The organism is Micromonospora sp. NPDC049139, assembly GCF_055586845.1.
Map to the genome: position 1 here is coordinate 64,692 of NZ_JBVJHK010000021.1, position 24,308 is coordinate 88,999.

25 protein-coding genes and 1 pseudogene are annotated in these 24,308 nt (G+C 73.4%); 13 read left to right on the forward strand and 13 right to left on the reverse strand.

Translation table 11 applies throughout. The features are described 5' to 3' along the window. Positions 1-260 precede the first annotated feature (260 nt). The 7 genes from ACZ6Q9_RS28325 to ACZ6Q9_RS28355 all read left to right on the forward strand — a co-directional run bounded on the left by ACZ6Q9_RS28325 (position 261) and on the right by ACZ6Q9_RS28355 (position 5,315). On the forward strand, positions 261-497 hold the full coding sequence (locus ACZ6Q9_RS28325) for a hypothetical protein (RefSeq protein WP_396830343.1): 237 nt from the start codon (positions 261-263) through the stop codon (positions 495-497). Between the two features lie 83 nt (positions 498-580). After that, the gene (locus ACZ6Q9_RS28330) at positions 581-982 is read left to right on the forward strand and encodes a hypothetical protein (RefSeq protein WP_396830344.1); all 402 of its coding nucleotides are present in this window, start codon (positions 581-583) and stop codon (positions 980-982) included. Beyond that, the gene (locus ACZ6Q9_RS28335) at positions 979-1,275 is read left to right on the forward strand and encodes a hypothetical protein (RefSeq protein WP_396830345.1); all 297 of its coding nucleotides are present in this window, start codon (positions 979-981) and stop codon (positions 1,273-1,275) included. The genes ACZ6Q9_RS28330 and ACZ6Q9_RS28335 overlap by 4 nt, the downstream gene beginning before the upstream one ends. A 100-nt stretch (positions 1,276-1,375) precedes the next feature. Next, positions 1,376-2,494, forward strand: coding sequence for a hypothetical protein (locus tag ACZ6Q9_RS28340; protein ID WP_396830346.1), 1,119 nt, complete (start codon positions 1,376-1,378; stop codon positions 2,492-2,494). Between the two features lie 108 nt (positions 2,495-2,602). Further along, positions 2,603-2,971, forward strand: a complete 369-nt coding sequence (locus tag ACZ6Q9_RS28345) for a hypothetical protein (protein ID WP_396830347.1) — start codon at positions 2,603-2,605, stop codon at positions 2,969-2,971. 494 nt (positions 2,972-3,465) lie between these two features. Next, positions 3,466-4,146 (forward strand): hypothetical protein, encoded by a 681-nt coding sequence (locus ACZ6Q9_RS28350; RefSeq protein WP_396830348.1) that lies wholly within the window; start codon positions 3,466-3,468, stop codon positions 4,144-4,146. Between the two features lie 494 nt (positions 4,147-4,640). Then, a complete protein-coding gene (locus ACZ6Q9_RS28355; RefSeq protein ID WP_396830349.1) occupies positions 4,641-5,315 on the forward strand; it encodes a hypothetical protein in 675 nt (224 codons plus the stop codon). Here ACZ6Q9_RS28355 and ACZ6Q9_RS28360 read toward each other — a convergent pair. From ACZ6Q9_RS28360 to pepN, 9 genes and pseudogenes are all read right to left on the reverse strand, one after another. Further along, positions 5,306-6,802, reverse strand: a complete 1,497-nt coding sequence (locus tag ACZ6Q9_RS28360) for a recombinase family protein (protein ID WP_396830350.1) — start codon at positions 6,800-6,802, stop codon at positions 5,306-5,308. The genes ACZ6Q9_RS28355 and ACZ6Q9_RS28360 overlap by 10 nt on opposite strands. Before the next feature lie 56 nt (positions 6,803-6,858). Continuing rightward, a pseudogene (locus ACZ6Q9_RS28365) lies at positions 6,859-9,039 on the reverse strand (ComEC/Rec2 family competence protein); the annotation flags it as partial. 41 nt (positions 9,040-9,080) lie between these two features. Next, the gene (locus ACZ6Q9_RS28370) at positions 9,081-10,022 is read right to left on the reverse strand and encodes a ComEA family DNA-binding protein (protein ID WP_396830351.1); all 942 of its coding nucleotides are present in this window, start codon (positions 10,020-10,022) and stop codon (positions 9,081-9,083) included. Between the two features lie 125 nt (positions 10,023-10,147). After that, positions 10,148-10,915 carry an SDR family NAD(P)-dependent oxidoreductase gene (locus ACZ6Q9_RS28375; RefSeq protein WP_396830352.1) on the reverse strand — a complete coding sequence of 256 codons (768 nt, stop codon included), beginning with the start codon at positions 10,913-10,915 and terminating at the stop codon, positions 10,148-10,150. 116 nt (positions 10,916-11,031) lie between these two features. Further along, on the reverse strand, positions 11,032-11,889 hold the full coding sequence (locus ACZ6Q9_RS28380; RefSeq protein ID WP_396830353.1) for a DegV family protein: 858 nt from the start codon (positions 11,887-11,889) through the stop codon (positions 11,032-11,034). Between the two features lie 39 nt (positions 11,890-11,928). After that, positions 11,929-12,558 (reverse strand): histidine phosphatase family protein, encoded by a 630-nt coding sequence (locus ACZ6Q9_RS28385; protein ID WP_357460383.1) that lies wholly within the window; start codon positions 12,556-12,558, stop codon positions 11,929-11,931. Then, entirely contained in the window at positions 12,555-12,965 is a 411-nt protein-coding gene (rsfS, locus tag ACZ6Q9_RS28390) for a ribosome silencing factor (protein WP_350710838.1), read from the reverse strand. The genes ACZ6Q9_RS28385 and rsfS overlap by 4 nt, the downstream gene beginning before the upstream one ends. Before the next feature lie 110 nt (positions 12,966-13,075). Further along, a complete protein-coding gene (gene nadD / locus ACZ6Q9_RS28395) occupies positions 13,076-13,672 on the reverse strand; it encodes a nicotinate-nucleotide adenylyltransferase (protein ID WP_393269303.1) in 597 nt (198 codons plus the stop codon). A gap of 69 nt (positions 13,673-13,741) precedes the next feature. Next, a complete protein-coding gene (pepN, locus tag ACZ6Q9_RS28400; protein WP_396830354.1) occupies positions 13,742-16,255 on the reverse strand; it encodes an aminopeptidase N in 2,514 nt (837 codons plus the stop codon). Positions 16,256-16,324: 69 nt separating this feature from the next. Between pepN and ACZ6Q9_RS28405 the strand changes: the two genes are divergently transcribed. Continuing rightward, positions 16,325-16,543 carry a DUF397 domain-containing protein gene (locus tag ACZ6Q9_RS28405; RefSeq protein WP_088992395.1) on the forward strand — a complete coding sequence of 73 codons (219 nt, stop codon included), beginning with the start codon at positions 16,325-16,327 and terminating at the stop codon, positions 16,541-16,543. Between the two features lie 111 nt (positions 16,544-16,654). Here ACZ6Q9_RS28405 and ACZ6Q9_RS28410 read toward each other — a convergent pair whose 3' ends face one another. Next, on the reverse strand, positions 16,655-17,047 hold the full coding sequence (locus tag ACZ6Q9_RS28410; RefSeq protein ID WP_396830355.1) for a hypothetical protein: 393 nt from the start codon (positions 17,045-17,047) through the stop codon (positions 16,655-16,657). A gap of 396 nt (positions 17,048-17,443) precedes the next feature. Here ACZ6Q9_RS28410 and ACZ6Q9_RS28415 point away from each other — a divergent pair, with 396 nt between their 5' ends. The 3 genes from ACZ6Q9_RS28415 (at position 17,444) to ACZ6Q9_RS28425 (ending at position 20,705) form a co-directional block, all read left to right on the forward strand. After that, positions 17,444-18,691: a cytochrome P450 gene (locus ACZ6Q9_RS28415; protein ID WP_396830356.1), complete on the forward strand. Its 1,248-nt coding sequence runs from the start codon at positions 17,444-17,446 to the stop codon at positions 18,689-18,691. A gap of 164 nt (positions 18,692-18,855) precedes the next feature. Then, positions 18,856-19,593, forward strand: coding sequence for a class I SAM-dependent DNA methyltransferase (locus ACZ6Q9_RS28420; RefSeq protein WP_396830357.1), 738 nt, complete (start codon positions 18,856-18,858; stop codon positions 19,591-19,593). Next, the gene (locus ACZ6Q9_RS28425; RefSeq protein ID WP_396830358.1) at positions 19,590-20,705 is read left to right on the forward strand and encodes a glycosyltransferase; all 1,116 of its coding nucleotides are present in this window, start codon (positions 19,590-19,592) and stop codon (positions 20,703-20,705) included. Before ACZ6Q9_RS28420 ends, ACZ6Q9_RS28425 begins: the two co-directional genes overlap by 4 nt. Positions 20,706-20,930: 225 nt before the next feature. Here the strand turns inward: ACZ6Q9_RS28425 and ACZ6Q9_RS28430 are convergent, their stop codons facing one another. From ACZ6Q9_RS28430 to ACZ6Q9_RS28440, 3 genes are read right to left on the reverse strand one after another with little or no spacing between them, the layout of a single operon-like run. Then, positions 20,931-21,614 carry a DUF3618 domain-containing protein gene (locus ACZ6Q9_RS28430; RefSeq protein ID WP_396830359.1) on the reverse strand — a complete coding sequence of 228 codons (684 nt, stop codon included), beginning with the start codon at positions 21,612-21,614 and terminating at the stop codon, positions 20,931-20,933. Beyond that, complete coding sequence (locus ACZ6Q9_RS28435; protein ID WP_393269285.1) at positions 21,611-22,063, reverse strand: phage holin family protein; 453 nt, start codon at positions 22,061-22,063, stop codon at positions 21,611-21,613. Before ACZ6Q9_RS28435 ends, ACZ6Q9_RS28430 begins: the two co-directional genes overlap by 4 nt. A gap of 31 nt (positions 22,064-22,094) precedes the next feature. Next, positions 22,095-22,862 carry a hypothetical protein gene (locus ACZ6Q9_RS28440; protein WP_396830360.1) on the reverse strand — a complete coding sequence of 256 codons (768 nt, stop codon included), beginning with the start codon at positions 22,860-22,862 and terminating at the stop codon, positions 22,095-22,097. A gap of 258 nt (positions 22,863-23,120) precedes the next feature. Between ACZ6Q9_RS28440 and ACZ6Q9_RS28445 the strand changes: the two genes are divergently transcribed. Both ACZ6Q9_RS28445 and ACZ6Q9_RS28450 read left to right on the forward strand, forming a co-directional pair. After that, complete coding sequence (locus ACZ6Q9_RS28445; protein WP_396830362.1) at positions 23,121-23,600, forward strand: DUF4383 domain-containing protein; 480 nt, start codon at positions 23,121-23,123, stop codon at positions 23,598-23,600. Positions 23,601-23,635: 35 nt separating this feature from the next. Next, a complete protein-coding gene (locus ACZ6Q9_RS28450) occupies positions 23,636-24,295 on the forward strand; it encodes a DUF6766 family protein (RefSeq protein WP_396830364.1) in 660 nt (219 codons plus the stop codon). Positions 24,296-24,308: the final 13 nt, after the last annotated feature.

Sequence of the window (24,308 nt, forward strand, 5' to 3'; positions counted from 1 at the left end):
TGCTCCCGGGGTGACTGGCAGCGGCGAGAGCATGAGCGGCCGGAGGCCGCATCAGCCGGGAGACCTGGTCAGCCAGGATGGGCCGCGTACGCGGCCACCATCGGGAAGCTTCCTGCCGCCGCTCCCTCTGCCCCGAGGTACCCGGGCACTCTGCTCCGCGCTCGCCACTGCACCGCGAGAGCAACCCCCATCACTTCCCCCTGCCGGCGGATCGCTCTGCCGGTGATCAACCCTGCCCACCAACAAGGAGACCCCACCCCGTGACCAGCAAGACCAGCAAGGCTGAGCGGCGCAAGGCTGCCGACCTTGCCGAACAGCGATACGCGATGGCGCATGACTGCAAGCGCCTTGCCGCCGAGCAGCTTGCCCGAGTGCAGGCCGATCCCGACTCCACTGCCGCCGAGATCATCGAGGCGACGGAAGCACTAAGCAGGGCGACCAGCCTCTACCGCGAGGCTCAGGCTGCCGCCGGCCATGCTCGGGGTGGTCAGTGGTGAGTTGCGCCCGTACCCGTACCCGCTACCGGCGCACCCCCGAGACTCACCGGCTGCCACCCGCTCGGCGCTGGGATGAGTCGAGCATGATCCTGCCGACCCTTGTGACGCAGGTTCTCCGCAACGCCTGCGGTGACCTGATCGACGTTCAGGCCAACCCGCTGCGCCGAGCGGACACGCCGGCCGACACCCTCCCCGCGATCCGGGTACGCCCGAGCGGCAACCCGTGGGCCGAGGGTGACCGGATGGCCGGTCGCCTGGTTGTCGTGTCGTTCAGTCAGGATGGCGACCCGCTGACCATCAACCCGCTCGCCCTGATCGACCGAGCTACCGGCGATGTCCTGCCCGAGTACATGGCCGGCCTCCCTGGCGTCTCGATGAAGCTGCGCACCGTTGCCCCGTCGATCCTCCGCAACACTCACCCCGAGCTTCCCTCCTACGTGGCTGCCTACTGGTCCGCTGCCGTCACCCTCGGGAGTGCCGCGTGATCCGCTACGACTTCCCCGAGCGGGTGTGGGATCTCGCCGAACGCCTCGCCGATCACCGGGTGGACGGCGAGACCATGCGCCCGAGCAACCTGCCCGAGGGGATCGCCGACGGCTACACCCGAGCTGAGGTTGAGCAGGCGATCAGGGCAAGCAAGGTTGCGCTTGCCATCCGCCGCAGTGAGGCGACCCTCGCCCGGATCAACAACCGCTCGACCGACGACGGCGACCAAGGCGACACCGAGCCGGACAACTTCGATCCCGTCGCCACTGCCCGCGCTGCTCGGCGACGCTGACCACCACAACCAACCAGCACCACCCATCCCCTCGGGCCGGCTACCTGCCGGCCTTTTTTCATGCCCCGACATGGGGCGCCTATTGAAGGAGACCCACCCCGTGGCTACCGCCAAGAAGAACACCACCCGCACCGCCACCGAGCAGGCCGCCGAGAAGCTGACCGAGGTGCTTGCCCTGGTCGACCAGCGGCAGGCCGAACACGAGCAGGCCGAGGAGACCTACGCCGAGCTGGTTGCCCGGCTGACCCGTGGCGACGCCAGCGTGAGCGCGCTCGACCTGGTCACTGCGGAAGCTGAGATCACCCGTCTCGGCTACCTGATCGAGGCTGCCCGCAAGGCGGTCAAGCCGGCTGAGCGTGCTCTCGACGCTGCCTCGGCGATCGACTCGCCGACGCTCGCCCGGTTCATCGCTGAGCGGATCGAGGCTGACCCGTTCGCGTTCGGCGTGTACGGCATGCCCGTGGTCATCAACGCCGACGACCGCAGCAAGCCGGGCGTGTACGTCAACCAGGCCAACGCCACCAAGACTGAGCCCGCCACCGGCATCATGTCCGGTCAGGTCGGCATCACCGTGGTCACGCCCAACGGCACGCCGGTTGACGGTGCCGCCATGCTGGCCGGTCTCGCCCGCATCGAGTCGACCGGCGCTGCCCTGGTGAGCGCCAACGCCAGCCCGAGCCCGCAGGGTGCGACGGTCGATGTTCGGCTGTCCAACGTCAAGCCGGATGTGCCGGCCCTGCCGGCCGAGGTCGACGGCAACGCTCTGCGGAACTTCGCCCTGGACCTGATCGACAGCATCACCAACCAGGGCGGCCGGACCAACCAGCGCACCAGCGACCCGTACGGCGGCGGCATGTACGGCGGCAACGGTCTCTGGGACCAGGCCGCGAACGTCAAGCGGATCGGCTCGGCGCTCGACACCGTGACCGTCACCAGTCAGGGGCGGGACGGCGACCAGGAGCGGCGCACCGTGCGGGTTGTGTTCGACCTGACCTCCCGCGAGTTCGGCTCTCGCCGGCTCGGCGAGTTCACCCGCAACAGCGTCGGCAACCTGGCCGGCGAGATCGCGGCCGGCATCGGCCGGGTCAAGGCTGCCCGTGTGGTGAGCGAGCAGACGACCACCGAGCAGCCGACCCCGGGCATGGAGTTCAGCCGGTCGCCCAAGGTTGGCGTGCGCGTGGTTGTCGAGGTCGACGCCGTCGCTCGGGTCGCCGGCTGACCGACTGACCACGTCGACCAGGGCGAGGGGTCCGCCATCCGCGCGGACTCCCGCCCGTTCTTCCCCCAACCCTCCCCAGCAACAACCCAAACCCAAGGAGTTCCAACAGTGTCTATCGCTCAGTACGTCGCCGACACCATCGACGCCAACAGCCTGCCTCTCGCTGTGCACGGCTTCGCCGTCGAGGTCAGCAAGGCCGAGCCGGTCTCCCCGGCTGTGCACGTCGTCCCCGTGCCGCAATGGGAGGTCATCGACGGCAAGCTGACCGGCCCGGCCCGGGTGGTTATCGCCTACCCCACCGGTCAGGTGTTCCCGCTCGACCACTTCCGCGCCGAGCTGGAGCGCGTCATCGGCAAGCCGAACGCGGGGCCGAACGGCTACAACGGCGACCAGCGCACCCCGTACGTGATCAGTCGCGTAGTCGAGCAGGCCGATGGCCGGATCGAGCTGACCCTGTCGCTGGGCTGCATCGCCTGACCGAGGGATGACCGGCAGGGCAGGGAGGTCCGCCCCTGCTCTGCCCTTCCCTCCGTGGACACGATATGACGAACACCAACCACACCACCGATCCCGGCTGCTTGGTCGACGGCTGCGAGCAACCCCACCACGGGCACGGCTACTGCGACCGGCATCGTCGGCGCATCCGGCGGAACGGGGACCTGGTCCTACGCATCGGCCGAGAGCGAGAGAACCCCGGACTGTGCGAGGAGTGCGGGAAGCCGATCCGGCCGAGCATCCAACGGGCTCCCCGGTTCTGCTCCCACACCTGCCGACAACGCGACGTGCGACGCAGGCAGAGGCAGCGAGCAGCCCGCTCAGCAGCTCTCTGACAGCCGATCACACCCCACCCGAGGGGTACGGGGCACCCCGTTGATCTCAGGCGCTCTCAGCGGCCCTGAGGGCCGATCCGCGGTGACCCGTACCCCTTCCCTGACCTGCGATAACGCAACCACCTACAGGAGACAGAGACAGTGAACATCGAGACCACCGAGCCGGCCTGCCCGCAGTGTGGCGAGCCGATCCCGCCCAAGCCTGCCGGCAAGCGTGGCCCTGCCCCGAAGTACTGCGGGCAGACCTGCCAGAGCAGGGCCAAGCATCAACGGACCTACGTCCCGACCCCTCGGGCTGCGACCGTGCCGAGCCGGCGCAAGCACGTCCCCGGCAACGTGTACAACTCCCTGACCCTGGTCGAGCGGATCGAGGGCAGCGGCGAGCCTCGGGCTCTGTTCCGCTGCGAGTGCGGGAATGTCAAGGCGTTGCAGATCAACAACGTTGCCCGAGGCATCACCACCACCTGCGCCGACCGAGCCAACCACCCTGACTCCCGACGGCAGGAGCTACTGACCTACGACGGCGCGCACAACCGAGTGAAGGGGCAGCGCGGCAGCGCCTCTCTCTACCTCTGCCGTTGCGGCGAGCAGGCCGAGCAGTGGGCGTACTCCCACGCCGACCATGACGAACGGGCGATGATCAGGGGCCGCGAGGCTCGCAAGCCGTACAGCCTCAACCCTGACCACTACTCGCCGATGTGCCGCCCCTGCCACACCCGACACGACAACGCGCATCGACGGTTGGTCGGCAACGGGATCTCGCTCGTTCACCTCGCCTACTGGACGGCGAGCCACGACCAGGCCGAGGAGGTTGCTGCGTGAGCTTGCCGACGGATGAACAGCGTCACGAGCGATGGGCGGCGAACCTGTGTGGCTGGTGCGAGCAGCCGATGCCCGAGGATGCCGCGTACCTGCGGGAGTTCTGCTCGGACCGTTGCCGGCAGGCCAACCACCGGGCGATGAAGCGGGCAGGGCTGCGGTAGCCCGGTCGATGTCACGTCGACCCCCCGGGGTGCTCCCGTATTTTTCGGCACCTCACACCTCGGGGGTTGGCATGGCCGGCGATCGTTCCCGGCGAGCTGCGTGCATAACCATGCAGCACACCCGCGCCACCCACCCTGCTCCCGGCCGTCACGGCGACTTGGGGACGGTGGCGATCAGGGAGCGCCTAAGACCCGGCGGTAGGGAGATCCCGGCTCAGAGGGTCACACCCCCACCCCCTGGCCGACATCCACGCCGACACCACTGCATGACCATGCATTGGCCGAGCCTCGCAGCGAGAGCGCGCTGTGCCCTGGTCTGCTTCAATGGCGACCATGACGCGGGCGGAGTTCGAGCCACCCTCACTGACCGTTGTTGTCGACCTGGGTACCCTGCCCACGCTCGCGACGGTCGCCGACTGCATCGGGAACCTCAACGCCATCTGGTCGTACACAATGCAGATGGAGCTTCTTGCGAGTCCGGGCGAGCAGGGGGCACGCGCGCGGCATCTGCTGTCCGAGGTGCACAAGGCCGCCCGTAGTTGGGGCTGGGACTCAGAACAGACCGATGCGGAACTCCGAACGTTCAGGAGGACTACAGGCGCGCTCTCGGCCAAGCCAGGCGTGCAACGCCTCAAGATCGCGAGCCCTCTTGAAGCTGTCTTGGCAGCGGTCGTGAGCGAGGTCAAGCCGTTGGGCTACGTCTTGACTGGCGTCTACGGCATCGAGCGCGTTCTCAGGCTTGTAATGGAGTGGCAGGCACACCGCGCGAACCTTGCGGACAGGTCACGAGAGACCATGTCTGAGAGCGCCGCTCGGACACAAGATGCCGTCGAGAGAGGGAAGCTTGCGACCGCCATCGCGGAACGGCTCTCCCGCCACGGCGACAACGGCATCCCGCTCCGCTCTGATCAAGATGAGGCAGTCAGCGCACTTGCTGCACTGTCTGTGCACCGCATCGTTGAGGTCCGAGTGACGTCCAGCGGGGAACCTGAGAACGCTCAGGACTGACGCCACCGGAACACCACCGAGGCGGGGTCGATCTCCTCGCCCTTCTTCGGTCGACCAGTCTTGACCGGCATCAACACCACCTCGACCAGTGCGGCGAGCACTGCCCGTCGCCACGGCATGTCATCCGAGGCGAGCCAGCGTTGCCCTGTCACCCCGGCCAGTACGTGGCTACCGCCCGCCTCGGTCAACCTCGCCTCAACCTCGGCAAGCCTGTCTTCCGCGCGCCGCTTGGCTCTCTTGTACTCATCGCGCGTCATGTCGCCGTCGCCGAGCATGTCGAGCAGTACGCCGAGCCGTCCCCGCAACTCGCCTGCCTCTCGCCGCAGCGAGACAAGGTCGGCTCTGTTCGCCTGGTTGACGGCGACCAGGTCGGCAACGTCGCCACGGTCGAGCCGGGCTGCCACCACCGCACCCACGAACGCATCGACGGGATCGGCTCGCCTGCTCATGTGGCAGCGTCGGCACTTGTAGATCCGGTGCCCGCGCTCGCCGTCCCGTCTCGGGTTGGTGTAGTTGATCCCCATCACCGGCTCGCCGTTCCGCTTGGCGTCAGCCTCGGTGCCTGCCTCTGCCTCGCACCGCCCGCAGGGGAACAGGTTGCTTCCGAGGTGCCGCACGCTCGACAGGTTCTCAGCGTTGGTGAGCCGGGCAGGGTCGCGCAGTACGGCTACCGATGCGCGCCACACGTCCTCTGTGATCAGTGCTTCCCACGTACCCGGGATCAACTTCCGTTGCTCGACCGGCGGACGGGAACGGGCGGACTGTTTCGACCCGAGCGGCGGCATCTCAGCGTAGGCACGCAGACCGGCGTACAGCGGGTTGAGCAGCATCACCCGCACGTTGTTGTGCCGCCATTCGTTGCCGAGGCTGGTCCGGGCACCCGCCCGGTTGAGCATGCGGGTAACCGAGTTGAGCGAGGCACCCGAGGTGATCAGGTCGAACGCCTGCCGCACCAACTCAGCCTCGGTCGGATGCGGAACCAGGGTGCCGCCGGTCCGCTCGTATCCGAACGGGCGAGGTCCGGTCATCCACGGCTTCCCCTTCTCGGCTGCCTGCCGGTTGGCTCGCCGCTGCCGGTCGCTCTTGTTCTCCACCTCGGCCCATGCCATCTCGCCGAGCATGCCGGCGACCATGCGACCGTTCGGGGTGGTCATGTCGATGCCCGTTCCGCGTACCGGGTGGAGCGATACCCCGTGCTGCCGGCATGCCTCGACCACCCGCAGCCGGTCAGCCGGTGTGCGGTACAGCCGGTCAGCGTTCCACGGCACGATCACGTCAACGGCTCGCCGCTCGACGGCGGACATCAACGCCTCAAACCCTGGTCGACGGCGACCCGAGGTGGCCGAGGTGTCGTTGTCGGTGTACGTCTCGACCAGCGTCCAACCCTTGGCATCGATCAGGGCTCGGCAGTCCTGCTCTTGGCGCTCGACCCCCTCGGCATCGCCGGTCCGATCCTTGGAAATGCGCAGGTAGAGTGCCGCCCGCATGACCCACCTTCTACTGTTCGCCCGCTTGCACCGAAGTACGGTATTCTGGCACAGCACGCCGAGCCGTGGTGCGCCACCTTCAGCACGTCGGCCCGCAGCCCGCCCGGCACGGCGCTGTCGAGCAGCGCCCGCTGCTCCTCGGTCTCGGCGTCGCCGGCGAGGAGGATCCGCACCCCGGCGACCGTGGCGAGCAGCACCAGCGAGTTGTTGTTCGGGTCCGACCGGGTGCCCCGAAGCGGGTGTGGCGGACCGACGACGACCAGGTCGAGCACGCCCTCCCGGTACCGCCAACCGGCCCGGCCGGCGACCACCTCGGTGGAGTGCGCCGCCGCCTCGGCGCGGACGAGGTCCCGCCCGGCCGCCGGCTCCGCCCACTGCGGAGCGAGCACGGCGTCCACCGGCCTTCCCCGGAACACGCCCGCCACACCGCCCACGTGGTCGACATGGAAGTGGCTGAGCACCAGCAGCGCGACCTCGCGTACGCCGAGCCGGCGCAGACAGCCGTCCGCCGCCGCAGGATCCGGCCCGGCGTCGACCACCACCGCCCGGCCCGGGGCGACCGGCAGCACGACGGTGTCGCCCTGGCCGACCGCGCAGGCGGCGACCACCCAGTTCGCCGGGGGCCAGCCGGGGGCCGCCAGCCGCACCGGCAGCGCGCCGGCCACCACCGCGACGACGACCACCGCCACCAGCCGGCGGACCACCGGGCGTCGGGCGGCCACCAGCAGCGCGACGGTCAGCCCGGCCAGCAGGAAGGCCCCGGGAACCCCGCCCGGCCACGGCAGCGTCCCGGCCGGCAGCCGCGCCCCGTGCCGCGCCACCGTGACCAGCCACCAGGCCGGCCAACTGGCCAGCCAGGCGAGGAACTCCGCCCCCACGGGCCAGACGGGCGACACCGCCGCCGCCAGCACGCCGAGCACCGTGGCGGGCGCGATCGCCGGCACCGCGAGCAGGTTCGCCGGCACGGCGACCAGGCTCACCGTGCCCGAGATCCCGGCCACCACCGGGGCGCAGGCGAGCTGTGCGGCGGCCGGCACCGCCAGTGCCTCGGCGAACCCGGCCGGCACACCACGGCGGCGCAGCCCGTCGCGCCACCTCGGAGCGAGCAGCAGCAGGCCGCCGGTGGCCAGCACGGAGAGCGCGAAGCCGGCGTCACCGGCCAGTTCCGGGTCGAACAGCAACAGCACGGCCACGCCGGCGGAGAGCGCGGGCAGGGCCGCCCGGGGACGCCCGGCCGCCAGCGCGGCCAGCCCGATCGCGCCCATCGTGGCGGCCCGCACCACGCTCGGCGAGGGGCGGACCAGGATGACGAACCCCACCAGGGCCAGCCCGCAGAGCCCGGCGGCCAGCCAGGGGCCGGCCCGCGCCCAACGGGCCAGCAGCAGCACGGCGCCGACGACGATGGCCACGTTGGAGCCGGAGACGGCGTTCAGGTGGGTCATGCCGGTGGCGAGGAAGTCCTCCTCCACCGTGGGCGGCAACCTGCTCGTGTCGCCGACGACCAGGCCGGGCAGCAGGCCGCCCTGCTCGTCGGGGAGCGGCGCGCAGGCGCGTTGCAGGCCGCCGCGGAGCGCCCCGGCCGCCCGCTGCGACGTCGGCGGCGCACCGTGCCGCTCCGGCGGGCCCGCCGCGCTCAGCACGGCGGCCGTCAGGTCCCCGCCGCGCGGGACGGCCAGTCTCCCCTCGGCGGTCAGCCGCTGCCCGGGCAGCAACCCCTTCCAGCCCGGGTCGGCGGCGAGGACCAGCACGCGGACCGGCGCGACGACCCGCCGCCCGTCCGGGCCGGTGACCCCGGTCAGCTCGCTCGGCACGAGCAGGGTGGCCGGCCGTCCGGCGACACCGCGCACGGGGCGGGGGTCGTCGCGGACGACCAGTTCGGCGGTGACGACGGCACGCTCCTCGACCAGTGCGCGTACCGGCCCGGCGTCGCGGAGGGACACCCGGGCGGCGGTCGCCGTCGCGCCGCAGACCACGCCGATCAGCACCGCGACGGCGATCCAGCCGTACCGCCGGACGGGGGCGGACGGCCGGCCGAGGACGCCGACGAGGTGGAGCCCGGCCAGGCCCGCCACCCCGGCGGTCACCGCCGCCAGCAACAGCGTCACGCCGGCAGTCAGGTGCAGCCCGGCCAGCGCGGCGAGCCAGGCCGCCACGGCCAGGCCGGCCAGCCGCAGGTCCGGCTCCTCCGCCGGCCGGTGCCCCGCAGCACCCGGCGTGCCGCCGGCGGCAGCCGTCACCGGCGACGGTCGCTCGGCCCGCGCCGGCGGTCCGCCCGCCGTCACACCGTCACCAGGTCCTTGAGCTGCTCGTACCGGGCGTCGCCGATGCCGTCGACCTGGCGCAGGTCGCCGACCGAACGGAAGCCGCCCTGCTGGTCGCGGTGGGCGAGGATGCGCTGGGCGAGCACGGGACCCACTCCGGGCAGGGCGTCGAGCTGCGCGAGCGTCGCGGTGTTCAGGTTGAGCCGGCCGCCCGCGCCGGGCGCCGCTCCCGGCGCCCCGCCGGGCGGCCCGCCGGGCGGTGGTGCCGCGCCCGGCGCGGCGGCGACGCCGACCAGGATCAGCTCCCCGTCGGTGACCTTGCGGGCAGGGTTGAGCAGGGCCACGTCCACCCCGGGCAGCGCCCCGCCGGCCGCCTCGACCGCATCGGCGACCCGAGCGCCGGCCGGCACCCGGACCAGCCCGGGACGGCGTACCTTGCCGGCGACCGCGACCACCAGCTCGCCGGCGGGGGACGCCCCCGGCTCCACCGGCCCGGTCGCCGACACCACGGGCGGCTCGGCGGTGGCCACCGGCCGGACCGGCTCGGCCTGCGGTCGGGACCGCCAGGCCCAGAAGCCGGCCCCGAGCACCACCAGCACGGCGACGACGGCCAACGCCCGCACACCCCGCCGCCCGGGGTCGAACGCGCCCGGCCCCGGCAACCGGGAGGACGTCGCCGCCTCGGCCGTGGCCGCCGTGGCCTCGGGCGGCGGAGCGGGATCCGGCGGCGCCGTCCGCCCGGCCGGGGCCGGGGCGAGGGCCGGCGCCGACCGGACCGCCGCAGCGGTGCCGGGACCCGACCCCGGCCACGACTCCGGGTCGGTCCCGGCCGGTGCCGGCGGCGACCATCCGGTGTGCTCGGCGAACCGGGCCTCGCGCGCCGGCGTACCCGCCGAGGGCGGGCCCGTCACCAACCGGCGCAGCCGTTCCCGGACCACCGTCTCCTCGTCGTCTGACACGACGCGAGGCTAGGACCGCGATGGCCGCCCGGAGGGGGTCGCGAGGCCGGCTGTGGACGGCACGGCCCCCTGTGGACAACCGCCTGATCATGCCCAAGCTGTGCTAGGCCCCGGAAAGCCGCGGGTCAGCGCGCCTCCGGATCCGGACCGAAGACCGACCGTCCCCCGTCGACCGGCAGGGTCACCCCGTTGATGAAGCCCGCCACCGGCGACAGCAGGTACGCGACGGCCTCCGCCACCTCCTCCGGCCGGCCGATCCGCCCGACCGGGTGCAGCCGGATCAGCTCGGCGTCGATCCACTCCGCCGCGGCCGGCTCCTGCCCGGCCAGGAAGGCGGCGTGCCGTTCGGTGGCGACCGAGCCCAACGCCACGGTGTTGGTCCGGATGCCCCGTGGGCCGTACTCGACGGCCAGCGACCGGGTCAGCCCCTCGACGGCGGCCTTCGCGGTCGCGTACGGCAGGCAGCCGGGCACCGGCCGCCGAGCCTGGTGGGAGGAGACGTTCACGATTGCCCCGCCCGTGCCGGCCGCCAGGTAACGGCGCACCGCCGTCGCCGCACCGACCACGGCGGGACGCAGGTTGCACCCGATCAGGTCGAGCACCTCGTCGACCGGATCGGCGTGCAGCGAGGCGTCCCGGAACACCGCCGCGTTGTTGACCCAGCCGGTCAGCGGCCCGGTCTCCTCGGCGAGGTCGGCGGCCCGGGCGGCGACCCGCTCATCGCCGGCGTCACCGACGACCGCCGCCAGCCGGTCGGCGGCCGGGTGCGCGGTCAGCCAGGCCACCGCGTCGGGCTCGTGCTCCACGACCACGACCGCGTTCCCCGCGCCGAGGAGCCGCTCCACGACGGCCCGGCCGACCCCGCGCCCGCCACCGGTCACCACACAGGACATCGCATCCTCCCCGATTCCGGCGGCGGCGCCGCCGGGCGCGCGTCGGGCCCCCCGCTGCCCCGTCCGGTGGGGCAGCTCGACAGCGTCAGCGGGGCATGACCGTCGCGGGATCGACGTTAGTCGGTGGCGGGCCGGCGGTGCACGACCACGCAGGCCAGGCCCGGCCCGGCGTGCGCGGCGACCACCGCGCCCGCCTCCGAGACGTACGCGTGGTGCAGGCGGTCGCCCATCCGGGCGGTCAGTGTCTCCAGCAGCGCCTCGGCCCGCTGTGGCGCGGCCAGGTGGTGCACGGCCAGGTCGACGTCGTCGTCGCCGGCCGCCTCGACGGCCAGGTCGACGAGCCGGGCCACGCCCCGGCTGGCGGTGCGCACCTTGTCCCTGACGACGATCGCCCCGTCCGGCATGTGCATGATCGGCTTGACCGACAGCGCGGTGCCGAGCAGCGCCTCCGCGGCGCCGATCCGGCCGCCCCGGCGCAGGAACTCCAGCGTGTCGACGTAGAACCAGATGCTGGTGCGGTCGACCGCCGCCAGCGCGGCGTCGCGTACGCCCGCAAGGTTCCCGCCCCGCTCGGCCGCCGTGGCGGCGGCGACGGCCGGGAAGCCCAGGCCCATGCCGGTCGAGCGGCTGTCGACCACGGCGACCCGGTCGTCGAACTCGGCGGCGGCCAGCCGAGCGGCCTCCACCGTGCCGGAGAGCTCGGCCGACAGGTGCACCGAGACGATCCCGTCGGCGCCGGCGTCGAACAGGTCCCGGTACGTCCGCGCGAACTGCTCGGGGGCGGGGCGGGAGGTGGTCACCGAGACCCGCCGCCCGCCGAGCGCCCGGGTGGCGTCGGCCGGGGTGACCTCCACCCCCTCCAGCCCTTCCGCGCCGTTGAGCACGACGGTCAACGGCACCACTGTCAGCCGGCGGGCGTGCGGCAGCTCGGGCGGGAGGTAGGCGGTGGAGTCGGTGACGACCGCGACGGGCATGCCCGGCACGCTAGCCGATCGCGGCGGGGAACGCCGGGGTCAGACGGCCTCGGTGGTGGCCGGCACAGTGATCAGGCCGACGTTGTGGGCACGCAGGTGCCAGCCTCGGGCGTCGTCGTGCCGCAGCTCCGTCCAGTGGCAGTTGGACAGCGACCCCACGGTGCGCAGCACCGCGTGCTCCCAGCCGAGCAGCTGGCCGACGCCCTGCCGGGCGCCGCCGCCGTGGGTAGTCACCACGACGGTGCCGCCGGGGGCCAGGTCGGCGGCGTCCTGGAACGCCGCGCCGATCCGCTTGCCGAGGTCGTCGAGGGTCTCGATGCCGGCGCCCGGATCCGGGTCACCGGCCCGCCAGCGGGCGAACTCGGCGGGGTGTCGCTCGGCCGCCTCGGTGAGCACGAGCCCCTGCCAGAGCCCGAAGTGCCGCTCCCGCAGCCGCGGGTCGGTGCGCACCGGCAACCCGGTCAGCGCCGCGAGCGCGGCGGCGGTGTCCGCCGCGCGACTCAGGTCGCTGGCGACGATGGCGTCCGGCCGCAGCGCGGCAAGCAGGGGCGCGGCGGTGCGGGCCTGCTCGCGGCCGAGGTCGTTCAGCGGCACGTCGGTCTGCCCCTGGACCCGGCTGGCGGCGTTCCAGTCCGTGTTGCCGTGCCGCCAGATGATCAGGCGGGTCATTCCGCGGCGGCGGAGCCGGTGCCGGACTCGGCGTCGACCAGGTCCCGGTCGACGAACGGGATCGTCGGGCAGTCCTTCCAGAGCCGGTCGAGGGCGTAGAACTCGCGCTCCTCGGTGTGCTGGACGTGCACCACGATGTCGACGTAGTCCAGCAGCACCCACCGGCCGCCGCGCTCGCCCTCGCGCCGGACCGGCTTGGCCTTCTCCGGAAGCTGGAGCAGCCGCTCCTCGATGGCGTCGACGATGGCGAGCACCTGACGCTCGTTCGGGGCGGCGGCGAGCAGGAACGCGTCGGTGATGGCGAGCTGGTCGCCCACGTCGATGATGACGATGTCCTGCGCCTTCTTGTCGGCCGCGGCCTGGGCGGCGGCGATCGCCAACTCGTGAGCGCGTTCGGAAACTGTCACCGTTCTCCTTCGATCAACCGTGCGATCCTCCAAGCGTCTCACACACGGCGGAATCCCGACTCGCCAGTTCTGACGCGTTACCCGGCCGAACCACCCGATACCGGGTCGAATCACTGCTGGTAGAGGCGCCGTTTGGCGATGTACTGCACCACACCGTCCGGCACGAGATACCAGACCGGCTCCCCGCGGGCGACCCGCGCGCGGCAGTTCGTGGACGAGATGGCCATCGCCGGGACCTGCACCAGGCTCACCGTGTCGGCGGGCAGGTGCGCGTCGGTGAGCTCGAAACCGGGCCGGGTCACCCCGATGAAGTGGGCCAGCTCGAAGATCTCGTCCAGGTCCTTCCAGGAGAGGATCCGCTCCAGCGCGTCGGCACCGGTGATGAAGAAGAGCTGCACCTTCGGGCCGTACTCGGCGTGCAGGTCACGCAGCGTGTCGACCGTGTAGGTGGGCCCGCCCCGGTCGATGTCGACCCGGCTGACCTGGAAACGGGGGTTGGAGGCGGTGGCGATCACCGTCATCAGGTAGCGGTCCTCGGCCGGGCTGACCGGCTGGTCCTCCTTCTGCCACGGCTGGCCGGTGGGGACGAAGACCACCTCGTCCAGGCCGAACCGGTCCGCCACCTCGCTGGCCGCGACGAGGTGCCCGTGGTGGATCGGATCGAAGGTGCCGCCCATGATGCCGACCCGCCGGATGTCCTCCTCCATCCGATGATCGTAGGCCGGGCACGGCCGACGGCGACCCGGGGCCGCCGGCCGTCCCGGCCACCGGTCCGCTCAGGCCGACGCGGCGGCCGTCGCCGTCCGGACCACCAGCGCCCGGCGCAGGTCGTCGTCCAGGTCGGTGACCCAGCGCCGCAGGCCGGGCGTGAGGTCGTCCCGGGCCAGCAGGGCCGCGGCCAACTCCTGGGTGGGCTGCGCCACGGCGTACCGGGGGAAGGCCCGCACGGTGACCGCGTCGGCCACCCAGGGGGTACGCAGCTTCGCCGCCGCCGGCATGTCGGCGAAGTACCGCTCGACGTACGGGGCGGTCAGCTCGGCCTGCTCCGGCTGCCAGAAGCCCTCGGCGGTCGCCTCCACGAGGCGGTTGGACAGCTCGGTGTTGCGCACCACGATCTCCCACGCGGCCCGCTTGGCCTCCCCGTCCGGCAGCGCCGCCCGGCAGCAGGCGGCCCGCTCCGCCCCGGTGGCGCTACGGTCCGCGGCCGCCTCGGCGGCGATCTCCGCCTCGCCGGCCGCACCCAGCACCACCAGGCGCAGCAGCAGCGCCCAGCGCAGGTCGGCGTCGACGGCCAAGCCCTCCGGCACGCCGTCACCGGCCAGCCACCCGGCGAGCAGCCTGGTGTCGGTGGTGGCCGCGATCAGGCCGCGGGCGGCGGCGAGCTGCAACGAGCCCCCGGCCGGCGCCCCGGCGAGCAGCGCCGCGCACGCCCCGGCGACCCGGAGCAGGGCGGCGTCCCGGGCGAGCGGGTCCAGGTAGCGGTCGATCAGCCGGCGGCTCAGGGTGAGCACCTCCTCGGCGATCGTCACCTCCGTCTCGGCGGGCAGCGCCGCGGCGACCAGGGCGACCAGCGAGGTGACCGGGCGCTCCCCGTCGGTGGCCGCGTCGAGCGCCTCGCCCCAGAGCAGGGCCCGGGCCAGCGGGTCGGCGAGCCCCGGCAGCACCATGGGCACCGCGTCGGCCGAAGCCGGATCGAGGCGGATCTTGGCGAAGGTCAGGTCGCCGTCGTTCGGCAGCAGCAGCCCGGTGGCCGGCTCGCCGAGCAGCGGCGTCAGCGTGGTCCGCCCGCCGTCGGCGTCCGGGTCCAGGTCGACCTCGAAGCGGCTCGCCGTGCCGTCGGCGTACCGACCCACGCCGACGCGGTGCGGGCGCAGCACCGGGTGCGACGCGGGGGCGGTCTGCACGATCGCCGCGTCCCGCCAGCGCCCGTCGGCGTCGACCGAGGTCTCGATGCGCAGGGTGTTGACCTGCGCGCTACGCAGCCACCGGTCGGCCCAGGCGCCCAGGTCCCGCCCGCCGGCGTCGCCGAGGGCGGCCAGCAGGTCCGTCAGCGTGGCGTTGCCGAACCGGTGCTTCGCGAAGTGCGCGTTCAGCCCGGCGAGGAACGCCTCGTCGCCCAGCCAGGCGACCAGCTGCCGCAGCACGCTGGCCCCCTTGGCGTACGAGATGCCGTCGAAGTTGAGCAGGGCCTCGGCGGCGTCGGCGACCTCGGCCGGGGCGACGGGGTGGGTCGACGGCCGCTGGTCGGCGGTGTAGCCCCAGGACTTGCGGCGGATCGCGAAGGTCGTCCAGGCCCGGTCGAAGCGGGTCGCCTCGGCGGTCACCCGGGTGCCCAGGTACTCGGCGAAGGACTCGTTCAGCCAGAGGTCGTCCCACCAGCGCATGGTGACCAGGTCACCGAACCACATGTGCGCCATCTCGTGCGCGATGGTGGTGGCGCGCACCTCGCGCTGGCTGTCGGTGACCGCCGAGCGGAACACGTAGTCGTCCCGGAAGGTGACCAGGCCGGGGTTCTCCATCGCGCCGGCGTTGAACTCGGGCACGAACGCCTGGTCGTACTTGCCGAACGGGTAGCGATCGGCGAAGAGTTGGTGGAAGCGGTCGAGGCACTGCTTCGTGACGGTGAGGATCTCGTCGAGGTCGGCGTCCAGGTGGGCGGCGAGGGAACGGCGGCAGTACACGCCGAGCGGGATGCCGTCGTGGGAGTCGCGGCGGACGTGCCAGGGGCCGGCGACCACCGAGAAGAAGTACGTGGCCAGCGGGGCGGTGGGGGCGAACTCCCAGCGCCCCGGCCAGGGGTTCGCGGCGAGCGCCCCGTTGGCGGCGACCGTCCACTCCGCCGGGGCGGTGACCGAGAGCGTCACCGGGGCCTTCAGGTCCGGCTGGTCGAAGGCGGCGAAGATGCGCGGCGCCTCGTCCAGGAAGGACATCGCATACAGGTACGTCTCGCCGTCGGCCGGGTCGACGAAGCGGTGCATCCCCTCGCCGGTGTTCGAGTACGCCATCTCGGCGGTGACGGTGAGCGTGTTCTCCGCCGCCAGGTCGGCCAGCGGGAACCGGCCGTCGGCCAGCGCGGCCGGGTCGAGGTCCCGGTCGTTGAGGCGTACCGTCAGCAGCTTCGCGGGCTTGACCTCGACGAAGGTCTGCGCCCCGGCGGCGGCCCGGAACCGGATGGTGGCGGTCGAGCGGAACCGCTCACCGTCGCCGGTCAGGTCGAGGTCCACCTGGTAGGACTCGACGGTGATCGCCGCGCCACGCGCGGTCGCCTCTACACGGGTCAGGCTCGGCATCCGCTTATCCTGCCCGATGGGGATCCGCACGTGTTTCCCCATGACCCCGTGGCACTGGAGGACTGAACCATGGCTTCGCACCCCAAGGGCGACTTCGACCTCTCCCGGGCGGTCTGGCAGCGGGCCGAAGGCGACACCTCCGAGAGCGCCGTCGAGGTGGCCTTCGTCGACGACCTGATCGGCATGCGCAACTCCGCCGAGCCGGACGGCCCGGTGCTGGTCTTCACCCAGGCCGAGTGGGACGCCTTCGTCGCCGGTGCCCAGGACGGCGAGTTCGACCTGGACTGAGCCCGAGGACGCCGGTCGGGTCGGTCGGCGGCACCGCCGTCGGCACCCGGCCCGCCCGACCCGCGGCGGGGCGGGGCGGGGCGGGGCCTGACATCCCGGGGCCGCGCACCCCTAGTCGCCGTCGCCCCAGCCCAGTCCGCCGGGGCCGGGAGCGTGGTGGAAGCCGGGGTGGCCGGCCACGTCGACGCAGCGCTCGCCGTCCGGCCCGGACGCGCCGCAGAACAGCCGCTCGGCGTGCTGCCACGCCTCGGCCGGCGACAACGCCGACGCGCCCAGGGCCAGCTCGGGTCGCAGCAGGCTCAGCGCCTCCGCGTATCCGACGGCGACCTCCCGGGCCGATTCCAGGTCGGGCGCGGTGAAACCAAGGTGCACGGTGAAGAACCGGCCCGGCCGGGCCGGGCGGCGGGACGGCGCGATCAACGGGGCGCCGGCCGCGTCCCGTGCCGCGCCGAGCACCCCCAGCGCCTGCCGCTGCCGCCAGTACGGCGGTCTGTTGTCCCGCATGGGTCCTCCCGTGGCGATCGTGGGCGCGGCCCTCCCCCAGGTGACCCGCCCGGGTTCCGGCCCGGCTGCCGGCCGTCGGCACGCCGTCGGCGGCCCGACCGGACCGCTCCCCCGAGCCAACCAGCTTTCCGCTCCCCTGGGAGGGGCCAGCGGGCGCGCCGTGCGCTGGCCCCCTCCCCTCACGTTCCGCCATCCGGCCGGACGTGGCCGGCGACCGGGAATCGCGTGCGAGTCCCGGTCGGCACCGGGTGCGGACAGGGTTCCCGACCGCCCGCCGCCCGGCGCCGGCCGCACGCCGGCCTGCCGCGGGATTGCGCCACGCCGGCCTGGGTAGACGCATAGGCATCGACGAGACCGGCCGGCCGGCAACGGCCGCCGCCCGCGGCAGGAGGCCCGATGGCGACCATCCCGACGGAGCGCAGCCCGGAGAGCTCGGTGGCGTTCCTGCGCGACGGCTACCGCTTCGTCGGCCGGCGCTGCGACCGCCACGGCAGCGACATCTTCCAGGCCCGGCTGCTGCTGCAGCGCACCATCTGCCTGCGCGGCCGCCCGGCGGCCGAGCTGTTCTACGACACCGAGCGGTTTGTCCGCGCGGGTGCGACGCCGATGCGGGCGCAGCGCACCCTGACCGGCCGGGGCGGCGTGCAGGGCCTGGACGGCGCCGACCACCGCGACCGCAAGGCCATGTTCATGTCGATCATGACGCCGACCGCGGTCCGGCACCTCGGCCAACTCTTCGACGACGAGTGGCGGGCCCGCGTCCCGGCCTGGGAGACGGGCGGGCCCGTCGTGCTGTACGACGAGGTCGGCCGGATGCTGACGCGCGCGGTCTGCGCCTGGGCGGGCGTACCGCTGGCGGCCTCCGAGGTCGACCGGCGCACCGCCGACCTGCACGCGATGATCGAGGGACCGGCGGCGCTCGGCCCCCGGCACTGGCGGGGCCTGCTGGGCCGCCGCCGGGGCGAGCGCTGGATCGGCGGCGTCATCGACCGCGCGCGCGTCGGCACGCTCCCGGCGCCCGCGGGCAGCGCGCTGCGGGTGGTCGCCGAGCACCGCGACGCCCACGGACGGCTGCTCCCCCGCCGGATCGCCGCCGTCGAACTGCTCAACGTGCTGCGCCCCACCGTCGCCGTGGACCGTTTCGTCGTGTTCGCCGCGCTCGCGCTGCACGACCACCCGTCCTGGCGGCAGCGGGCCCGCGAGAGCGAGGAGGCCACCGAGAGCTTCGTGCAGGAGGTACGCCGCTTCTACCCCTTCTTCCCGGTGGCCGCCGCCCGGGTCCGTCGCTCCTTCGACTGGCAGGGTTACCACTTCCCGCGTGGCCGGCGGGTGCTGCTCGACCTGTACGGCACCGACCACCACCCGGAGCTCTGGCCCGAGCCGGAGCGGTTCCGCCCGGAGCGCTTCACCGGCTGGCGGGGCGACCCGTTCCGCTTCGTCCCCCAGGGCGGCGGGAACCATCTGTCCGGCCACCGCTGCGCCGGTGAGTGGATCACCATCGAGCTGATGAGGCGGGCGGTGACGAACCTGACCACGGCCATGCGCTACGACGTGCCGCCGCAGGACCTGGCGCTGAGCCTGAGCCGGATGCCCGCACTGCCGCCCAGCGGCTTCGTGCTCACGAACGTCCGCCGCACCGCCTGAGCGCACCACCCCCGGCCGGTCCGGTCGGTCGGCAACCGGTGCCCGGGGACGGGCCGCCCGCTACCGGCGCACCGCCCGTGACGCCCGACGGAATCGGCGAACCGGTTTGACCGGCCGATATGCGGGCACCTGCTGCGGGCACCCACCGTCACCGGGAGACACCGTTGTCCTTCGACGCCAGCGCGTACGGCCGGCACGTGGCCGAGGTCTACGACGAGACGTACGCCCACCTCGCACCGGACGCCGCGGTGGAGCGGCTGGCCGCGCTGGCGGACGGCGGCCCCGTGTGCGAGTTCGGCGTCGGCACCGGCCGGCTCGCGCTGCCGCTGGTCGCCCGGGGGCTGACCGTCGCCGGCATCGAGGGCTCTCCCGAGATGGTCGCGGGGTTGCGGGCGAAGCCGGGCGGCGACGCGGTCGAGATGGCCGTCGGCGACTTCGCGCAGACCCGGGTGCCCGGCGAGTTCGCCGTGGTGGTGCTGGCGTTCAACACGATCTTCGCGCTGCCGGACCAGGCCGCCCAGGTGGCCTGCTTCCGCAACGCCGCCGCCCACCTGCGCCCCGGCGGCCGGTTCGTGGTCGAGGCCTGGGTGCCCGATCCCGGGGCCTTCCGGGCCGGCGGCGCGCTGCGCCCGGTGCGGGTGGCCGAGGACGCGGTGCTGCTGGAGGCGGCCCTGCTGCACCCGGCCGAGCAGCGGATGACCACGACGAAGGTCCGGTTCAGCAACGCCGGGGTGCGGTTGCTGCCGGCCAACCACCGCTACGCCTGGCCGGCCGAGCTGGACCTGATGGCCGAGCTGGCCGGGATGCGCCGGGAACACCGGTGGGAGGACTGGACCGGGCGGCCGTTCACCGACGACAGTCGCGACCACGTGTCGGTCTACCGCCGCCCGGAGCGGCCGTGACCGCCCCCGCCCGCCCGGCGGGCGACGCGCCCGGCCCGGACCACCACCGCGCGGCCGGGACCACCGACGACCACCGCGCCACGCCGACGGCCGGGGCCGCCGGTGACCACCGCGCCACACCGACGCCGACGGCCGGGGCCGCCGACGACCGTGGGCTGCCGATCGCGTACGTCCTGCCGCTGCGCTGGACCGACGACGCCGGGCTGCCCGAGCTGACCGGCTACCTGCGCTGGCTCAGCTCGCGGGTCGACGTGACCGTGGTGGACGGGTCGCCGCCGGAGCTGTTCGCCCGGCACCGGGTGGCCTGGCGGGGGCTGGTCCGGCACCTGCCACCCGATCCCGCCGTACGAGGCGTCAACGGGAAGGTGACCGGCGTGCTCACCGGCGTCGCCGCGGCCCGGCACGAGCACGTGGTGATCGCCGACGACGACGTCCGGTACGACGAGACGGGGTTGCGCGCCGTGCACCGGCTGCTCGACCGGGTGGACCTGGTCCGGCCGCAGAACTACTTCGACCCGCTGCCCTGGCACGCGTGGTGGGACACCGGCCGGACCCTGCTCAACCGGGCGCTCGGCGCGGACTACCCCGGCACCCTGGCGGTGCGCCGGAGCACCTTCCTCGCCATGGGCGGCTACGACCCGGACGTGCTCTTCGAGAACCTGGAGCTGATCCGCACCGTGCGCGCGTACGGGGGCACCGAGGCGGCACCCGCCTGGCTGCACGTACGCCGGCTGCCGCCCGACACCGCCCACTTCCTGGGCCAGCGGGTGCGCCAGGCGTACGACGACCTGGCCCAGCCGGCCCGTCTGGTGGCCGCGCTCGCGGTCCTGCCGGCGCTGGCCGCGGCGGTCGCGGCCCGGCGACCGGGGCTGCTGTTCGGGGCGGCCGGGACCGCCGTGGTGCTGGCCGAGGCGGGTCGACGCCGGGCCGGCGGCAGCGCGGTCTTCCCGCCGACCGCCGCCCTGGCGGCCCCGCTCTGGGTGCTGGAACGCGGCGCGTGCAGCTGGCTCGCCCTCGGCCGGCGGCTCCTCTTCGGCGGGGTCCGCTACGCCGGCGGCCGGGTCCGGCGCGCCGCCCACTTCGACCGCACCCTCCGCCGCCGCCTCCGCTGACCCGCCCCACGCCTCTCCCGCCCCACGCCCACGCTTACGCCCACGCGATCTTGCACCTCCTGCCCGGATAATCCGGTCACAAGCCGCAGAAGGTTGGCACAAACTGCAAGATCGCGGCGGGCGGCAGGGCGGCGCGGGGGCGGGGCGCACACGACAGCTCGCGGCCACTCTCCGGAACGCGCCCGGGAGTGGCCGCGAGCTGCGGCGTGCGGTGGCCGGGGTCGGTCAGTACCGCACCTGTTCGCGCGACTGCTGCGCCTGGTCCTTCACGTCCTGCGCGGCGGAGCGGGTGTCGTCCCTGACGGCGTGCACGGCCTCCTGCGCGGTGGACTTCACCGACTCGGTGGCGTGCTGCGCCGGCTCACGCAGTTCCTCCTTCAGCTCGCTGGCGACCTCGCCCAGCTTCTCCTTCACCACCCCGGCGTGCTCGCCGGCCTTCTCCTTGACCTGCGTCGCCACCTGCTGCTCACGACGGGTGGCCGGGATCAGCGAGGAGGCGAGCCAGCCGACGCCGAAGGCGATCAGGCCGGCGGCCAGCGGGTTGCCCTCGGACTTCTGCCGGATCGCGTGCGGGGCCCGGTGCGCGGCGTCGCTGACCGTCGAGGCGGCCGAGTGCGCCCGGCCGCCGACCGTCGAGGCGGCCGAGTGCGCCCGGTCGCTGACGGCGGACGCCGCCGACGAGGCGCGGTCGCCCACCGAGTGGGCGCCGTGCTTGGTGCTGTGACCCAGGTCGGAAGCGGTTCCCATCACCTTGTCCCTCACATTCTGCAGTGCGTTGCGGGCCCGCTGCTTGCGGTCGTCGACGATGCGGGCGGGGCTGACCTTGTACGCCAGCGCGTCCACGTCGGAGCTCAGGTTGCTCCGGGTGGCTTCGATCTCCCGGCGGATCTGGTCCGGGTCGGTGCTCATCGGGTGACCTCCTGCGGGTGGGGCTTGAGCGCGTCGGGAATCCGCTGCACGCTCTCGTTGGTCTGCTTGAGGCCGCGAATCCGCTCGGCGTTCCTCTTGGCCATGGAGTAGAGGACCGCGGCGATCGCGCCCCAGACGACGGCCACGATCAGCGCCGCCCAGCCGGCGTCCATCACGTTGGACAGCCCGGCCCAGAGGGCCAGCGACAGGAACAGGGCCACCATGTAACCGCCGAAGCCGGCGCCGCCGAAGAAGCCGGCGGCCTTGCCCGCCTTCTTGCCCTCCTGGCGGATCTCGGCCTTGGCGAGTTCGACCTCCTGCCGCATCAGGGTGGACAGGTCGGTGGTGACCTGACGCATCAGCTCACCGAACGAGCTGCCCCGGACCTCGTCCGCGTCGTGGGGGTGGTGACCGGAGTTCAGCCCCGACCCCTGCGTCGGCATGCTCATGCCGCCGCCTCCCTTCGGATGACTCGTGGGCTCACGGACGGGTGGTCCCGCTCGACGGCACGCCCGGCAGCGGGTCGGTCCGGGTCACCGGCGGCAGCGGCTGACCGACGCCACCCGCCGGGTCGGCGTAGCCGGTGGTGGTCTGCGGATCGGCGTACCCGCCCGGGGTCGGGTCCAGGTAGCCGCCCGGCGGCACGGCGTCCGGCACCGCACGCTGGGCCGGCGTCGGCGGGATGACCGCCGTCCGGTCCGGGTCGTAGCCGGCACCCGAGCCGTACAGGGAGCGGCCGTTGTCGTCGCCGGCGGCGGAGATGTTCCTGGTCAGCCGGCCGGCGAGCACGCCCAGCACGGCGGCGCCGACGAGGAAGGTGCCCGGGTTGCGGCGGGCGTAGTCACGCACCTCGGCGATGATGTCGCCGGGCTCCCGCTGCTCCAGCCAGCCGGCCACGCCGTGCACCCGGTCGGCGGCCTGGCGGGCGATCTCGCTCACCGGCCCGGCCTGACCGCCCTGCTCGGCCATCGAGCGCATCTCGTCGGCCAGCGAGCGGAGCCCACCAGCGGCGCGCCGCTGCTGCTCACCGGCCTGGCTGGCCACCTGGCTGCGGGCCTCGCCGTAGAGGTTGCGCGCCTGGCGGGTCGCCTCGCCGACGACCTCCCTGCCCTGCTCCTTGGCCGTCCCGGCGACGGCGCCGCCGGCCTGCTTCGCCTCCGACCCGACCTGGCGGGCCTGCTCGCGGACGCCGCCGTTCGTCGACTCCTGCCCGTACGTGGAAGTCGTGGGTGACAGATCGTAAGTCATGATGTCCCTTCCGCTCGGAAAGTCGTCGCGGTTGTGCTGGGGGGATGCGACCGGCCGTTGCTGCCGCCGCCTCCTCTGACCTACCCTCCGTCGCCGCTTCCATACCTCGTTCGTGACTTCTCCTGCGGCCCGTCGGGTGCGGACTACAAAATGGAGGATCGTCGGGCCGGATGCCGATGCCATCACGGACAGTGACGGCCGGTAGCCGCGACCCGCGCCGCGGGCAGGGCGTTCCGCGGGTCCACGGAGGTGACATCGATGGCACGGAACGCTCGCGGCGCCCCGCCGGGACGGAAGCCCGGGGTGCAGTTCGCCGCGGTGGCCGCGGCCGGGATCTTCGCCCTGGTCGGGGTGCTCGGGTTCATCCCCGGCGTCACCACCGACTACGGCGACATGACGTTCGCCGGTCACCACTCCGAGGCCCGACTGCTCGGCCTGTTCCAGGTGTCGATCCTGCACAACGCGCTGCACCTGGGCTTCGGACTGGCCGGGCTGGTGCTGGCCCGCACCGTCGCCGGGGCCCGGATCTTCCTCGCCGGCGGCGGCGCGCTCTACCTCGGCCTGTGGCTGTACGGCTTCGCGATCGACCGGGAGACCGCGTTGAACTTCATCCCGGTCAACGACGCCGACAACTATCTGCACCTGGCCCTCGGCTTCGGCATGCTCGCCCTGGGGCTGCTGCTGTCCAACCAGGTCGGCACCGGCACCCGCCCGGACAGGCCCTTCGACCGCCCCTGACCGCAGCGGCCCGGGATCGCGACAAGGAGGTCGTCGTGCTCCGCCGGCTACGGGACCACGCGCTGACGATCTCGATGTTCGGGGCCTTCCTCGTCTTCCTCGCGTTGCAGATCGTGTTCGGCTGGCACGCCCGCAACGAGGAGTTGACCGATCTCGGCGCGATGCCCGTGGCCTGGCCGGCGTACCTGCGCAGCGGGCACTTCGCCGAGGCCGTCTTCGAGAACTGGGAGTCGGAGTTCCTCCAGATGGGCGGCTACGTCCTGCTCACCGCGTACCTGGTGCAGCGGGGCTCGGCCGAGTCGAAGCCCGCCGGGCAGACCGACCGCCCCGAGGACGACGAGCGACGCGCCACCCCCGACTCACCCTGGCCGGTGCGCGTCACCGGCCTGCCGCTGGTGCTCTACCGGAACAGTCTCTCGATCGCGCTGCTGCTGATCTTCGCCGGCTCGTTCCTCGGCCACCTGGTCGGCGGCACGGCCAGCTACAACGAGGAGCAGGCGCTGCTGGCCGGCGCGCCACCGATCGGCGTCCGGGAGTTCCTCGGCACCAGCGAGTTCTGGTACCAGTCGATGCAGAACTGGCAGAGCGAGTTCCTCGCGGTCGGGATGCTGATCGTGCTGAGCGTCTTCCTGCGTCAGCACGCGTCGCCGGAGTCGAAGCCGGTCACGGCCGCGCACTCGCACACCGGCGACTGACCGGCCGGCCGGC

Bases quoted from the DNA above. Each gene is read 5' to 3' on its own strand.
- pepN (WP_396830354.1), bottom strand. From the start codon at position 16,255: ATGCCGAGCCTGACCCGTGTAGAGGCGACCGCGCGTGGCGCGGCGATC.
- nadD (WP_393269303.1), bottom strand. From the start codon at position 13,672: ATGGAGGAGGACATCCGGCGGGTCGGCATCATGGGCGGCACCTTCGAT.
- ACZ6Q9_RS28375 (WP_396830352.1), bottom strand. From the start codon at position 10,915: ATGTCCTGTGTGGTGACCGGTGGCGGGCGCGGGGTCGGCCGGGCCGTC.
- ACZ6Q9_RS28430 (WP_396830359.1), bottom strand. From the start codon at position 21,614: ATGAGCACCGACCCGGACCAGATCCGCCGGGAGATCGAAGCCACCCGG.
- ACZ6Q9_RS28440 (WP_396830360.1), bottom strand. From the start codon at position 22,862: ATGACTTACGATCTGTCACCCACGACTTCCACGTACGGGCAGGAGTCG.
- ACZ6Q9_RS28385 (WP_357460383.1), bottom strand. From the start codon at position 12,558: ATGACCCGCCTGATCATCTGGCGGCACGGCAACACGGACTGGAACGCC.
- ACZ6Q9_RS28330 (WP_396830344.1), top strand. From the start codon at position 581: ATGATCCTGCCGACCCTTGTGACGCAGGTTCTCCGCAACGCCTGCGGT.
- ACZ6Q9_RS28415 (WP_396830356.1), top strand. From the start codon at position 17,444: ATGGCGACCATCCCGACGGAGCGCAGCCCGGAGAGCTCGGTGGCGTTC.
- ACZ6Q9_RS28360 (WP_396830350.1), bottom strand. From the start codon at position 6,802: ATGCGGGCGGCACTCTACCTGCGCATTTCCAAGGATCGGACCGGCGAT.
- ACZ6Q9_RS28435 (WP_393269285.1), bottom strand. From the start codon at position 22,063: ATGAGCATGCCGACGCAGGGGTCGGGGCTGAACTCCGGTCACCACCCC.
- ACZ6Q9_RS28380 (WP_396830353.1), bottom strand. From the start codon at position 11,889: ATGCCCGTCGCGGTCGTCACCGACTCCACCGCCTACCTCCCGCCCGAG.
- ACZ6Q9_RS28355 (WP_396830349.1), top strand. From the start codon at position 4,641: ATGACGCGGGCGGAGTTCGAGCCACCCTCACTGACCGTTGTTGTCGAC.
- ACZ6Q9_RS28410 (WP_396830355.1), bottom strand. From the start codon at position 17,047: ATGCGGGACAACAGACCGCCGTACTGGCGGCAGCGGCAGGCGCTGGGG.
- ACZ6Q9_RS28405 (WP_088992395.1), top strand. From the start codon at position 16,325: ATGGCTTCGCACCCCAAGGGCGACTTCGACCTCTCCCGGGCGGTCTGG.
- ACZ6Q9_RS28445 (WP_396830362.1), top strand. From the start codon at position 23,121: ATGGCACGGAACGCTCGCGGCGCCCCGCCGGGACGGAAGCCCGGGGTG.